Raw genomic sequence first — 12,514 nt, 5'->3', positions numbered from 1 at the left:
ATACCCCCCCCCCCCCCCCCCCCCCCTCCCCCCCCACCCCCCCCCCCCCCCCCGTCCCCCCCCCCCCCCCCCCCCCCCCCCCCCCCCCCCCCCCCCCCCCCCCCCCTCCGGCGTGCGAGGCACGCACACCTCCTGCGGATTACGGGCCGGCCCCTGTCAGGCGAGGTTCGCGGCCTGTTCCCTCGTCCCGTGGGGCGCGCTTTCGCGGCGCGGCAGCAGGAGCGGGGTGGCCAGGAGGAGGACTCCCGCGGCCGCGATCGCGGTGCGGGTACCGGCGACCGTGGCCAGCACACCCCACGCGGCGGTCAGCGCCGCGATGGCCGTACTGGTGCTGACCGACCACGCGGTCAGCGTACGGGCGACCCGGTCGGGGGCGGTGTGGTCGAGCCGGTAGGTGGCCAGCACCGGGTTGAACAGGCCGCAGCAGGTCACCAGGCCGAGTTGGACGGCGATGATGAGCGCGATCCCCGCAGGACCGGGCCCGACGAACGCCAGACCGACGGACCAGCACGCGCGCAGCGCCCCGGACGTGAGCATCACCTTGTGCAGCCCGAACCGGGTGACGAGCCGCCGGGCCAGGCGTGCGCCCACCAGGCCACCGACGCAGGGGGCCGCGAACGCGAGACCGTACTGCCAGGGCGCGAAACCCAGGGGCCCGAGCAGGAGCACCGCGAGCAGCGGCTCCGTCGCCATGATCAGGCCGTTGACCGCCAGCGTGTTGAAGAACAGCGGGCGCAGGACGGGGTGGGCGAGGATGTGGCGCCAGCCTTCGAGCAGATCCGCTCCGCGCGGCCGGTGCGCGGTCGCGCGTGCGGGGCGGGGTTCGCCGCCGCCGATGGCGCGGATTCCCAGCGCCGAGAGCAGATGACTGACGGCGTCGGCCAGCACGGTCGTCATCGGGCCGAACATCCCGATCGCCGCCCCGCCGAGCGGTGGCCCGACCACCGTCGCGGTCCATGTCGTGGACTCGAACCGGCCGTTGGCGACGAGCAGGTCTCCCGGCGGGAGGAGCGCCTTGAGACAGGCACCGCCCGCCGCCCTGAAGGCGATGTCCGCCGCGGCGACGGCGACGGACACGATGAGGAGCTGGGCGAAGGTGAGCCGGCCGAGGGCGAAGGCGGCGGGGACGCTCAGCAGCGCCGCGCACCGGATTAGGTCCATCGCCACCATGACCGGCCGCTTGCGGCGGAACTCCACCCATGGACCCAGCGGCACCGCGACCAGGGCTCCCACCGCCCGCCCCGCGGCGGACAGCGCCGCCACCTGGGTCGGGCCGGAGTGCAGTACGAGCACCGCGATCACGGTGAACGCGCCGAACCGCAGCCCGGTGCCGTACGCGCTGACGGCATACGCCGCCCACAGCCAGCCGAACCGCTTCCCCAGCGCCCGCCTCCCCGCCATACCCGCCGCGCCTCCCGCCGCTCGGAACAACCACCGTGGACCACCGGCATCCAAGCGGTTCCCGCACGCGGGGATCAAGCAACCGGCACGCGGCTCGGCACAACCAACGGTTGTGTCTCCACGATGGCGCCGGCAGGCGCTGTGTCGTGCCCGGGCGTTCCTACTTCCGGCGTCCCTCGTCGCGGGCCTGCTGGAAGGCGTCGGCGAGCGTCTCGGCGGCGCCGGACAGGACGCCCTTGGTCTTCGCCTGGGCGCCGGATTCCATGAGTTTCCCCGGCAGTTCGGTCAGTCCGGCCGGCTTGCGGGGGCCCGCCTCCAGGTCGAGGCGGTTGCAGGCCTCGGCGAAGCGCAGGTAGGTGTCGATGCTGGCCACGACGATCCGTACGTCGATCGTGATCAGCTCGATGCCGATCAGGGAGACCCGGACATACGCGTCGATCACCAGTCCCCGGTCGAGAATGAGCTCCAGGACGTCGTAGAGGCCGCTGGAGCCTCCGCCGCCCTGTCGTCCCGCCACGGTCATACGACCAGCCCCTCGCCCTCGCCATGTGTGGTGCCGTGCGCTCCTTCTGCCCGGCCGCGGACTCCCGATGCCCGTCACGGGCGTGCCCGCGGAGCTGCCCTTCCTCCAGACCTCCGGTTAACCCGTGCCGACCTGCCCGCCCCTCACGTCCGTAGCCGGGCGCGGGTGTCGGTGAACCGCACGTCCGGGCCCCATTCCGCCCGGACGGGGGCCATGCACCACTGACACAGCGGGCTGCCGCCGCGTCCGTACCGGTGGGTCTTGCGTCGGCAGATCGCGCAGGCGCCGACCAGGTCACCGGCGCAGGTCAGCGCGGACGGGTCCGGCTCCGTGACGGGGGGTGGGGGAGTTCCGGTCATCGGATGGTCTTCTTTCGGGCAAAAGTTTCTTATTGCCGCATAAGTAGCATAACCACTGTCGATACGAGCGTTCGAGCGGCCTGGTGGGGCGGGTGTGGGCGGCGCGGCAGGTGCGCGGAGCGGTGGAGGCGGGTGGGTGGCCGCATAAGTCGAGGATGTGCAGCCGGGCGTCGGGCCGGCAGTGGACGCAGGCGCGGACGCCGGTGGCGAGGAGGTGCCGGGCTTCGTCGCGGCCGACGGCGCGCCGTCGTGTGCCGGCCATGTGGCAGTCGCCCGCGTGGACCTGCGCGGGCGGGCGCCCGGTGCTGATGCCGAGTTCGACGATCCACTCCGGCGGCTCGGGCCGGCTCCTGCGGCCCTGTTCCTTCTCCGCCTGCCGTTGCTCCACAACCGCGATCTTGGCGTTGATGCGGTTCAGCCAGAGCGTGTGCCACACCCGCAGGGTGTGCAGGCGCTCCAGGTCGGGCGGCAGGTCATCGAACATATTTTTGATTCTATGCTCATGATCCCGCGTCGCGCTCTCGCGTGTTCGATTATATGTTCGATAACGTGAGGTGTGGGAGGTGAGTGTCATGAGCGCGGGCCAATCGGCACGTCAGGTGTCGACGGTGATGCATGTGCGGTGTCCGGACCGGCTGCGGGAGGAGGCATACCGGGGGGTTCTCGACCAGCTGGCGGACCTGTCGCCGGTGGTGCAGGCCCTGCCGCCCACGGCGGCGCTGGTGGAGCTGAAGGGGGCCCTGCGCTATCACGGCGCCGACGGCCGCCGCCTGGGGGAGGTGCTGCGGGTGCGGACCCTGGCCCGCCTCGGCATCGACGTACGCGTCGGTATCGGCCCCTCCGTCACCGTCGCGGCCACCGCCTCCGCCCGCGTCGGCGAGCCCGGTGGCGTGCTGGCCGTCGCACCCGACCGGGCCGCCGCCTGGCTGGCCACGCTGCCGGTCGACGCCCTGCACGGCATCGGCCCACGCCAGGCGGCGGCACTGTACGACTACGGCATCCACAGCGTCGGTCTGCTGGCCGCCGTACCCGCCGTCACGGTGCAGCGTCTGCTGGGAGGCCGGGCCGGCCGCCTCGCCGCCGACCGCGCCCGCGGCATCGACCCGCGTCCCGTCGTGCCCCGGGCCCTGCCCGCCTCCGCGACGGTGCGGCATGCCTTCCCCCGGCACGCGCTGGACGGTGCCCGGGTACGCGCCGCCCTGCTGGACCTGGTCGTGCAACTGGGGCAGTTGCTCCGCGGGCGCGGCCAGGCGGCCCAGGCGCTGACGCTGTCCCTGCGGTTCGCCGGCAACAGCGGTTGGGAGAAGACCCGCCGTCTGACCGCGCCGTCCGCGCACGACGACGACCTGCGCACCCTGGCCTACCAGTTGATGGACGCCGCCGGTCTGCAGCGCGGACGCCTGACAGGTCTGGCGCTGAGGGGCGAGGACCTCGTCGGCGCCGACCGGGTCGCCGAGCAGATCAGCCTCGACGACGCGCGTGAGGCCAGGCTGACGGCGGAGGAGGCCGTCGACCGTGTCCGGGACAAGTTCGGCCCGCGGGTCATCGGCCCCGCCACCGTCTTCCGGCGCGCCTCATGACCCGCACCCCGCGCCGAGGAGGCGTCAGGACGGGCTCGGAGCGGAACTGGGGCCCATGCCGGACATGTGGACGATGGTGCCGCCGACCCTGGGCCGGAACTGCTTCAGGGGCTTCACGTCGGCGCTGATCACCCAGCGCAGGCCCACCAGGAAGTCGGCCTGGTACAGGCCGGCGCTGTCCAGCCAGGTCTGCTGGAACCGCTCCTCGGGGAACGTGGTGACGAGGTGGTCGGCCTTGTCCGGCACCTCACCGCGGCTCACGCGTCCGGCGCCGTCGGCCACCGCGCCGGGTGCCCCGGCGGCAGCCGAAGGTCCTCGCGTACGGCCGCGTAGTAGCCCTCACGGCCGGCGCGCTGGCGTTCCAGCAACGCCTGCCAGGCATGCGGGTCACGCGTGCCCGCGCGCAGGAACCGCTCCATCTCCATCACCACGGTCACCCAGGTCCTCGCCTGCTCCACCACCTCCCGGCTGCCCAGCATGATCAGGGCCTCCCCGGACGGATCGCGGTCGTCGGTCGCCCGCGCCAGCAGTGGCTCGGCCTCCGTCACGGACAACGGGTGGGGATGCGGGTCGTTGCCCATGTGCGCGGCGACGCGGTAGGTCAGCGTGACGGACCTCTTCAACGACCGCGCGTACTCGGCGTACACCTCCAGCCGCCGCTCCTCCCACCGGGCAGCCCACTCGCGCCTGAACCGGTCCCGGTCGCTGCGCGCGAGAGCCACGTACGAGCCCAGGGCGCCGATCACGGCGCCGAGGAGGGCGGGGAGTTGCTGGAGGAACGCGGACATGTGCGCACCGTACCCGGCGCGTTGGTGGCGCGGGACCGCGGGACGACCTTCCGGATCACGTCACTTGCGCCGCCCGAAGCCCGGGAGCGGCGGGGTGGAGTGCGGACCGGTACCGCGTCGGTCAGTGGTGGGGGGAGCGCATGACCTGGCGCATCCGTTCCGCCCGGGCCTGCGGGCGCGGATACCGGCCGGCGAACCAGCCTGCGATCCCCGCGCCGACGGTAGTGATCAGGACGACAGCGATGATCATGAGGTGCGTGTGTCGGTTCTCCCTCGGTGAATGAGGGGGGAGGGGATGGCGGAGCGCTGCCGACGCGCTTGCCCTGGCCGGCGTCGGCAGCCGAGGGGCGTAGGGCTACAGCGCTGTGCGGGACGCTCCCGGTCGCGGCGCCGCGAGTGCTCGGAACGCGTCTCACTGCACCCTGGGGCGTGGCAGGTCCCGGCGTTCCAGGTAACGGGAGGTCGCCCGGTTCGTCCGGCGCAGCAGCCGTACGGCGTCGCTGGGGCGTCCGGAACCCATCGGCTCCACGACCGAATCCGGCACCAGCAGCCAGCCGGCACCGTCCTGCCGCAGCCGTCCGCGGACGAGCCCGTTGCGCAGGTGGTTGAGGTGCTCGTCGCGACCGACGCCCGCCGCTCGGCGACACGACTCGTCGAGGAGTCCGAGCGGCGGAGGACTTACGTGACGTAGGGGTCCGGCCCGTCCACAGCGAGACGTTCGCGGACCAGCACCCCATGGGCGTCAACCGCGAACCCGGGGGCACGTTGAACTCCTGGCCCTGTCAATCGGCTCTGGCTCCGCGACCCACGGAGGAGTTCTCGTGTCACCGTCCGCTGACTCGACTGCCCTGGCCTACAAGGGACTTGACGGTGTTCCGCTCTGGGCGTCGTTCGGAGTCGTCATCCTGGTCTTCCTTGTCTTCGGCGTCGTCCAGGCCCGCAAGAGGAAGTAGCGCCTGAGTCCGGCTCCGGCAGGCGCTCAGCGGAAGTCAAGCGGCGCGCGTGACCGCCGGCCCCGTCGCCGAGGGCAGTGGAGGGGATGCGCTGAGGCGGTGCAGCACACCCCGGAGCGGGTCAAGACGGCGTGCCCCGGCCGGTATCGGCTTGCGCCTCACCGTTTCTCACGTCACCGTCGCCTGACACGTACGAAGACAGGGCAGGGAAGATGAGCACATATCCCCACGACGTCGACCACGAACTCGTCGAGGCCGCGGCCGACGTCGCGCGTACTCGTTGTCGCGGCGACAACCACACCATGGCGGCAGCGGGCCGCGGCCGGGACGGGCGGATCGTCACCGCGGTGAACGCCTATCACTTCACCGGAGGACCCTGCGCCGAACTGGTCCTCATCGGCGCGGCGGCCGCCCAGGGCGTGTACGAGCTCGAGACCGTCGTCGCCGTGGGGGACAGGGATCGCGGCGTCGTCCCTCCCTGCGGCCGGTGCCGTCAGGTACTCCTCGACTACTTCCCGGCCCTGAAGGTCGTCGTCGGCACAGGCGACCGCGTGCGGACCGTCCTGATCACCGACCTGCTTCCGGAAAGCTACGTGTGGGCCGACCACCAGATCGACGCCGAGGAGCCCGTATCACCCGGCCGAGCCGAGTGACCGTCCGCACAGGGCGGGAACGGGCGCTGCCGGACGGGGGGCCGCGAGCGCGAGCGCGGCGACGGCGGAGGCGGGGACAACGGCGGCGCGGGTCAGCATGGTTCACTCCTTGAGAGGTTGTACCCGCATGCGCTGACGACGAGGACCGTTTCCGCCACTCCCGTCGCCCCGGATGCGCCGCGGGTGAACGCATTCGGGTCCCGTCGCGGACGTCCCGGCGCACGGGGCCTTCACCAGCCATCCGCTCTCGGAGTGAAAAGGCGCGGAACTGCAACCGGGGCCTTCGGTTCGGTGGAAGTAGGGAGTGTGGCGAGCCGCGGTCGCAGCGGCGTCGACCGACAGCCACCCTCACCGCCCGCAGGAACACCGGGAGCCGACCCATGACCGAGGACTTCACTCCGCTGTACACCGTTCCGGGCCTCGAACGGGAGGAGGGCGGACGGCTCATCACCGTCCTGCGCCGCCGCCTGCACGGCCTGAACGACCTGCACCTCACGCTGAAGCACGTGCACTGGAACGTCGTCGGCCCGCACTTCATCGCCGTGCACGAGATGCTCGACCCGCAGGTCGACCGCGTCCGCGAGATGGCGGACGACGTCGCGGAACGTACGTCGGCTCTCGGCGGCGTCCCGCAGGGGACGCCCGGCGCGCTCGTGGCGGAACGGACCTGGGAGGACTACAGCATCGGCCGCGCCGACGCCATCGCCCACCTCGGCGCCCTCGACCGCGTCTACACCGGGGTCGTCAAGGACACGCGCGCCGCGATCGGCGAGGTCGGCAAGATCGACCCCGCGACGGAGGACCTCCTCATCGAGCAGCTCCGCGACCTGGAGCAGTTCCAGTGGTTCGTCCGCGCCCACCTCGAAAGCGCGCGGGGTGCGCTGTCCACCGAGGGAGCCACCACGGAGGCGCAGGCCGCCGGCCTCGCCGACGGCTGACGCCGACGACCGACCGCCGCGGGCTCACGGCCGTGAGCGATGAGGCGTGCGTGCCGCCCGGCCCGCCGCCGAGCGGGGCCGCGAGGGTCGGCGTACACGGCACGTCGACGAGAAGCGGAAAGCGGAAGAATCAGCTGCATGACCACGCAACCCACGCCCCACGTGACCTCGGAGTTCCTTGATTTCTGGCGCGAACGCCACCTGTGTCTCCTCTCCACGCTCCGCAGGGACGGAACACCGCATCTGGTGCCGGTGGGAGTCACCTACGACCCGCACACGTCCGTCGCGCGGGTCATCACCAGCCGGACCAGCCAGAAGGTGCGCAACGTGCTCGGCGCGGGTCCGGAGGCCGCCGTCGCTGTCAGCCAGGTGGACGGCAGGCGCTGGACGACCCTGGAAGGGACGGCTGTGGTCAGGGACGACCCCCAGTCCGTCGCCGACGCCGAGACACGCTACGCCGACCGCTACCGGCAGCCCCGGCCCAACCCCGAGCGCGTGGTCATCGAGATCAACGTGACCAGGATCCTGGGAACGGTACGCCCGCACTGACCGGCTCCGCGCCAATCCGGTGAGGTCGCATCCGGGAGCACCTCGGCATCCGAAAACAGGACACACCGTAAAAACGGGGCATACAGCTCCGAAGCCACGAAGTACGTCACCTGACGAGAGGACACACCATGATCGTGAGGAAGCTGCACGAGGCCGGCGTCCAGAGTGAACACGCCTACCTCGCGGCGTTCGGCTCCATCGGCCTGTCACTCGCCTCCTGGCTGGCGTCCAACAAGCAGGAGAACCTGGAGCGGGCCGACCGGTGGGGCATCTTCGTGGGGGAGTGGGCGCCGACCTTCTTCGCCCTCGGACTGGCCCTGGCCAACTACGAGAAGAGTGACCTCTCCCTGGACGACCTCTACACGAGCGGAGACGCCCGGGGCCCCGTGACCGCGTGACGCGAGCCCGCGCGGCCGACGGCCGCTGAACGGTGTGGAGCACACGTTCCACACCGTTCAACGGCGTCCCGGTCGCCCGCGTGGACAGGCGCGACGCGCGAACGCCGTGACAGGTCCGTCAGTCGGCCACCGGCCAGTTGAGCTCGGTGCGCAGGTCACGCGGGTCCATGTCCGGCGAGGGTCGCGTGACGTAGGTTTCCCATCTGACGCCTCCGGCCGGCACCGCCCGCGACCGCATCCACGAGCGCAACCGCTCCCACGAGGTCCCCAGTCCGTCGAACGACCCGGAGTGCGTCAACCGCGCGACCCTGCCGCCGGGAAGCGCCCCGACCACGACCCCGCTCTCCTGCCGCACCGCCCGGTCCGTGACGAACCCGACCTCCAGATCCAGGGCACCGTCCGGCCCGACGGCCGCGTCGAATCCCTCCGGTGACCCGCCGCGATAGAGGCCGAAGGCGGGACTCAACAGGGTCAGCCGCTGCGCCGCGAGGACCTGCCCGAGGGTACCGAAGGAGGTGTCGAAGAACGTTCTGAGGTCGGCCACCGCGACGACACCGCGGACAACCGCCGTCGTCGCCGGGTCCAGCACCACGACGTGCGGCGTGGAGGCGCCGACCTCTCCGCCGGATCGGTGATCGCTCATGACACTGCTCCCCTGTTCCAGTCCTCACGTACGGATTGCGGACCTACGGCGTGCAGACCTGCCCGGTGCCCGGAACTCATCGCGGTCCGGCCTGACTGATCGTTCCAGAATGAGCTGAGGTGTGGGTCTTGTGCCCGGTGATCTTCGTGGGCAGGCCCGTCCGGGTGCGTGCTGATCTTGTTCCGGATGACCCGTGGGAGCGCGCAGCTCCGCTGCTGCCGCCTCCTCCTGAGTGGCGCCGTCGCTGCCCAGGGCGACTGCGTGTTCCCGACCGGACGGCACTTGCCGGGATCATGCAGGTGACATGCCCGCTCAGCGGCCGGCGCTCCACCCCGGACTGAGCTGGACCTTCCCCCCTCGCAATCACCTGGCACCCGGCCGGAGTTGACACTCCTGGCTATTGGTATTAGCTTCTGGCTAGTCACATTAGCTTATAGCTATTGCGCTTAACGAGCAGGGAGATGTCATGGCTGAGTTTGTCTCCGTCCCGGGTGGCACCATCGCCTACGAGGTCGCTGGAGAAGGCCCGCTGGTCGTCCTGGCACACGGCATGGGGGACAGCCGCGCGGCGTACAGGTTCGTCCTGCCGCGTCTGGTGGCGGCGGGGTATCGAGTGGCCGCGGTCGACCTGCGGGGCTGTGGCGAGTCGAGCGCGCAATGGCCTTCCTACTCGCGCACCGACATCGCGGGCGATTTACTCGCGGTGATCCGCCACATCGACAGCGGCCCGGCCGTCCTGGTCGGCCACTCGATCTCCGGCGGCGCCGCCACCATCGCGGCCGCCCAGGATTCCGGCCTGGTCAGAGGCATTGTCGAGCTGGGCCCCTTCACGCGCGCGCAGTCGATCAAGCTCGGCGACTTCCGCTCGAAGAGCTACCGCAAGGGTGCCTTCCGGCTGATCGGCGCCAGCCTGTTCGGCAGCGTGGGACTGTGGTCCCGCTATCTCGACCACGCCTACCCGGGCCGCAAGCCGGCCGACTGGACCGACCGGCTGGCCCGCATCGAGGCGATGCTGGGCGAGCCCGGCCGGATGCGGGCGATGCAGAAGATGGGGCAGTCGGCGCCGACCGACGCCGGCGCCCAGTTGGGCAACGTACGGTGCCCTGCCCTGATCGTGCAGGGCTCGCTCGACCCCGACTGGGTCGATCCGCGCGCCGAGGGCGAGGCGATCGTGGCTGCGATGCCGGCCGGTGTCGGAGAGCTCGCTGTGGTCGAGGGAGCCGGCCACTACCCGCACGACCAGTACCCCGAGGAGACGGTGTCCTTGATGCTGGCCTTCCTGGAAGCACACGCCCGTGCCTAGGGCGGGCCTCGATACGAGCGCCGTCGTCGCGGCGGGAGCGGCGCTCGCCGACGAGGTCGGTTTGACGGGCCTGACCATGGGTCTGCTGGCCAACAGGCTCGGCGTACGGCCGCCGTCCCTGTACAAGCACATCGGCTCCCTGCAGGAACTGCGGCACGGCATCTCCGTCCAGGCCAAGCGCGAATTCGCCCATCGGCTGGCCCGGGAGTCCGTCGGCCGTTCCGGCCCGGACGCGGTCCGGGCGTTCGCCGACAGCTACCTCGACTGGGCCCTGGAGCATCCCGGCCGCTACGCCGCCACCCTCCCCGCTCCGGCGGCCGGTGACGAGGAGGACCGCCGCGTCAGCGAAGAGGCGTTGCAGGTTCTGCTCGACGTCCTCGCCGGATTCGGCCTGCCCGACGCGCGCGTAGTCGACTCCGCACGGGCAATGCGGTCAGCACTTCACGGGTTCGTCACCCTTGAGGGCGCCGGCGCCTTCGGGATGCCCCGCGACGTCACGCGGAGTTTCCACTTCCTCATCGACACCCTGATCGCCGGCTTCCAGGCCGACCCTCCTGATCACGCCTCCGAAGGATGACATGGCCGCCACCGATCCCTCCCCATCCACCCCACAGCCACCTGTGAACGGGAAGACTCCGGCCGAGCCGTTGTCCGAGGCGCCCTTCGCCGATCGAGGTCAGGAGGCCGCCGTAAGCACCGCGAGGACCAAGACGCAACGGCCGGGGCACGACTACGTCCGAGGCGGCATGCGCGTCGCCGGCGAGGTGACCGCTTGGGTGTGCACCCCCTGGGCCCTGTGGTCGCACTCCATCCCGCTGGCGATCGGTGCCGTCCTGCTGCTGATCGGGCTGCCTGCCGTCTTCAGCACCCCGGGCGACCGGCCCGGCGGAGACGCGCCCGTCGCGGTGCCGGGCATCGTCACCATCTTGCTGGTCGTGCTGCATCTCGTGGCGGCGGCGGCGTCCGCGTGGGCGCTGTGGGGGACGTGGATCGCCGCAACGGTGACTGTGCTGTGCCTGGTCGTGCCGTTCACCGAGCTACCGCGCTGGCGAGCCCTGTTGAGTACGACCCACGATCAAGCCGAGCACCCAGCGCGCCGGTGACTGCGGAGACCCGGGCTCTGTTTTGCACTACGGGCGTGACAAGCAAAGGTCCGCTCTACCGGACCTTGCCGAGCCCTGAGCCGTGGGCCACGCCACGCAGGGCGATCATCGGTCTGATGCCGCGCTTCCACAGCAGGCGGCGGTACTTGAACGACTGGAACCTACCGCTGTCCCCCCGCGGAGGTATGCGCGACGACCGCCTGGACGATCGACTCCCAGTCGGCTCGGTCGACCCCGTGGCCCGCATCCTCCAAGGCCAGCAGCCTCGCGCCGGGGATCTCCTCCGCGAGCGCCTCGCCGTGCGGGAACGGGAACAGTGGATCCGCGGTCCCGTGGACGACCAGCGTGGGCGCGGCGATCGACGACAGACGCTCCAGGACGGGTTCGCCGTCCTCCAGCGAGTCGTGGTTCCGTACGGCGGCGAAGTCACGCGCACGCTCGACGTCGCGACGCGCGAGATCACGGACGGCTGTCTCGTCGAACGGGCGCCGGCCTCCCGCGAGCACGCGCTGGTGGTCGACCAGATAGTCGATCACGGAGGAGGCGTGCGACCAGTCGGCCGCTGCGGACGACACGAACCGCATGAACTCCTCGGTCGGCGGAGGCAGCTCGCGATCGCCGGTGACCGCGCGGGTGGTGCTGATCAGGACGAGTGAGAGGACGCGATCGGCATGGCCGAGCGCGACCAGCTGCGCGAACGCCCCTCCGGCCGAGACGCCCACCAGGTGCGCGGCCGGGATCGCGTGGGCGTCCAGCACTCTCACGACGTCGCCGACCAGGTCCGCGCCGGTGTAGCCGGGTCGGCCCCGCTGGTAGGTGAGGGACCGGCCGGTGTCGCGGTGGTCGTAGCGGATCACGAACCGCCCGCCCGCGGCGAGCATCCGGCAGAAGCCCTCCTCCCACCAGAGCATCGAAGCTCCGATGCCCATGACGAGCAGGACCGGCGGGTCCGAGGGATCACCGAAGGTCTCGGCGCACAGTTCGACGCCGTCCGCGTCCATCAAGCGCTCAGACATGGTTGCGCCTCCTCACCGCGCCCATTGTGCGTCTGCGGGGAGCCGGGAGACGGGACCCGCGGTGGAGCGGGCGTGCGCCGTACGGCAGCGGGGAGGCCCACGCGACGCAGCCGGCGGACCTGCGCCGGCCCCCGCGGGCCGCACACCGGCTCAGTCCCGGACGGAACCGGCCGGGCCGCCTCGGGGAGGCGTGGGAAGGGCACCCGACCAAAGATGGGGTGCCCCATATGACCCCCTTCCCCGCGTCCCCCCCCTCCCACCCGCGCCCCTCCCCCCTCCCCGGCGAACTAGCCCAAGAGGACGCCCG

General features: G+C 71.6%; 17 protein-coding genes and 1 pseudogene. 9 read left to right on the top strand and 9 right to left on the bottom strand.

The features are described from left to right. Positions 1–156 precede the first annotated feature (156 nt). The 3 genes from AC07AZ_RS33250 to AC07AZ_RS33240 form a co-directional block, all read right to left on the bottom strand. Positions 157–1,401, bottom strand: coding sequence for an MFS transporter (locus tag AC07AZ_RS33250; protein WP_478854426.1), 1,245 nt, complete (start codon positions 1,399–1,401; stop codon positions 157–159). A gap of 160 nt (positions 1,402–1,561) precedes the next feature. Beyond that, the gene (gene gvpJ, locus AC07AZ_RS33245) at positions 1,562–1,924 is read right to left on the bottom strand and encodes a gas vesicle protein GvpJ (RefSeq protein ID WP_478854424.1); all 363 of its coding nucleotides are present in this window, start codon (positions 1,922–1,924) and stop codon (positions 1,562–1,564) included. A gap of 294 nt (positions 1,925–2,218) precedes the next feature. Beyond that, positions 2,219–2,767: a DUF6233 domain-containing protein gene (locus AC07AZ_RS33240; RefSeq protein WP_478854422.1), complete on the bottom strand. Its 549-nt coding sequence runs from the start codon at positions 2,765–2,767 to the stop codon at positions 2,219–2,221. Positions 2,768–2,855: 88 nt separating this feature from the next. On the opposite strand from AC07AZ_RS33240, the gene AC07AZ_RS33235 reads away from it, so the two are divergent. Next, positions 2,856–3,863 (top strand): DNA polymerase Y family protein, encoded by a 1,008-nt coding sequence (locus tag AC07AZ_RS33235; protein WP_478854420.1) that lies wholly within the window; start codon positions 2,856–2,858, stop codon positions 3,861–3,863. Positions 3,864–3,887: 24 nt separating this feature from the next. On the opposite strand, the gene AC07AZ_RS33230 is transcribed toward AC07AZ_RS33235, so the two are convergent. The 3 genes from AC07AZ_RS33230 to AC07AZ_RS33220 all read right to left on the bottom strand — a co-directional run bounded on the left by AC07AZ_RS33230 (position 3,888) and on the right by AC07AZ_RS33220 (position 4,901). Beyond that, complete coding sequence (locus AC07AZ_RS33230; RefSeq protein ID WP_478854418.1) at positions 3,888–4,124, bottom strand: hypothetical protein; 237 nt, start codon at positions 4,122–4,124, stop codon at positions 3,888–3,890. Continuing rightward, a complete protein-coding gene (locus AC07AZ_RS33225) occupies positions 4,121–4,651 on the bottom strand; it encodes a hypothetical protein (RefSeq protein ID WP_478854416.1) in 531 nt (176 codons plus the stop codon). Before AC07AZ_RS33225 ends, AC07AZ_RS33230 begins: the two co-directional genes overlap by 4 nt. Positions 4,652–4,772: 121 nt before the next feature. Beyond that, the gene (locus AC07AZ_RS33220; RefSeq protein WP_478854414.1) at positions 4,773–4,901 is read right to left on the bottom strand and encodes a hypothetical protein; all 129 of its coding nucleotides are present in this window, start codon (positions 4,899–4,901) and stop codon (positions 4,773–4,775) included. 571 nt (positions 4,902–5,472) lie between these two features. Between AC07AZ_RS33220 and AC07AZ_RS33215 the strand changes: the two genes are divergently transcribed. The 5 genes from AC07AZ_RS33215 to AC07AZ_RS33195 all read left to right on the top strand — a co-directional run bounded on the left by AC07AZ_RS33215 (position 5,473) and on the right by AC07AZ_RS33195 (position 8,142). Then, the gene (locus AC07AZ_RS33215; protein WP_478854412.1) at positions 5,473–5,604 is read left to right on the top strand and encodes a hypothetical protein; all 132 of its coding nucleotides are present in this window, start codon (positions 5,473–5,475) and stop codon (positions 5,602–5,604) included. Positions 5,605–5,816: 212 nt separating this feature from the next. Continuing rightward, complete coding sequence (locus AC07AZ_RS33210; RefSeq protein WP_478854410.1) at positions 5,817–6,257, top strand: cytidine deaminase family protein; 441 nt, start codon at positions 5,817–5,819, stop codon at positions 6,255–6,257. Positions 6,258–6,637: 380 nt separating this feature from the next. Continuing rightward, positions 6,638–7,195, top strand: a complete 558-nt coding sequence (locus AC07AZ_RS33205; protein WP_478854408.1) for a Dps family protein — start codon at positions 6,638–6,640, stop codon at positions 7,193–7,195. A gap of 138 nt (positions 7,196–7,333) precedes the next feature. Further along, the gene (locus AC07AZ_RS33200; protein WP_478854406.1) at positions 7,334–7,744 is read left to right on the top strand and encodes a pyridoxamine 5'-phosphate oxidase family protein; all 411 of its coding nucleotides are present in this window, start codon (positions 7,334–7,336) and stop codon (positions 7,742–7,744) included. A gap of 128 nt (positions 7,745–7,872) precedes the next feature. Next, positions 7,873–8,142, top strand: coding sequence for a hypothetical protein (locus AC07AZ_RS33195; RefSeq protein WP_478854404.1), 270 nt, complete (start codon positions 7,873–7,875; stop codon positions 8,140–8,142). 118 nt (positions 8,143–8,260) lie between these two features. Here the strand turns inward: AC07AZ_RS33195 and AC07AZ_RS33190 are convergent, their stop codons facing one another. Beyond that, positions 8,261–8,785 carry a GyrI-like domain-containing protein gene (locus tag AC07AZ_RS33190; protein ID WP_478854402.1) on the bottom strand — a complete coding sequence of 175 codons (525 nt, stop codon included), beginning with the start codon at positions 8,783–8,785 and terminating at the stop codon, positions 8,261–8,263. A gap of 466 nt (positions 8,786–9,251) precedes the next feature. Here AC07AZ_RS33190 and AC07AZ_RS33185 point away from each other — a divergent pair, with 466 nt between their 5' ends. Genes AC07AZ_RS33185 through AC07AZ_RS33175 form a run of 3 tightly spaced genes read left to right on the top strand, consistent with a single transcriptional unit; the run spans position 9,252 to position 11,191 of the window. Beyond that, positions 9,252–10,088 carry an alpha/beta fold hydrolase gene (locus AC07AZ_RS33185; RefSeq protein ID WP_478854400.1) on the top strand — a complete coding sequence of 279 codons (837 nt, stop codon included), beginning with the start codon at positions 9,252–9,254 and terminating at the stop codon, positions 10,086–10,088. Beyond that, on the top strand, positions 10,081–10,665 hold the full coding sequence (locus AC07AZ_RS33180) for a TetR/AcrR family transcriptional regulator (RefSeq protein ID WP_478854398.1): 585 nt from the start codon (positions 10,081–10,083) through the stop codon (positions 10,663–10,665). Before AC07AZ_RS33185 ends, AC07AZ_RS33180 begins: the two co-directional genes overlap by 8 nt. Before the next feature lie 43 nt (positions 10,666–10,708). Continuing rightward, on the top strand, positions 10,709–11,191 hold the full coding sequence (locus AC07AZ_RS33175) for a hypothetical protein (protein ID WP_478854396.1): 483 nt from the start codon (positions 10,709–10,711) through the stop codon (positions 11,189–11,191). 58 nt (positions 11,192–11,249) lie between these two features. Here the strand turns inward: AC07AZ_RS33175 and AC07AZ_RS33170 are convergent. Beyond that, positions 11,250–11,336, bottom strand: a pseudogene (locus AC07AZ_RS33170) (IS5/IS1182 family transposase); the annotation flags it as partial. Positions 11,337–11,352: 16 nt separating this feature from the next. Continuing rightward, positions 11,353–12,207, bottom strand: a complete 855-nt coding sequence (locus tag AC07AZ_RS33165; RefSeq protein WP_478854394.1) for an alpha/beta fold hydrolase — start codon at positions 12,205–12,207, stop codon at positions 11,353–11,355. Positions 12,208–12,514 lie beyond the last annotated feature (307 nt).

Source organism: Streptomyces sp. NPDC043878, assembly GCF_056435735.1.
The sequence above is the reverse complement of the archived record's forward strand: the minus strand, read 5'-3'. Positions and strand labels throughout refer to the sequence as shown.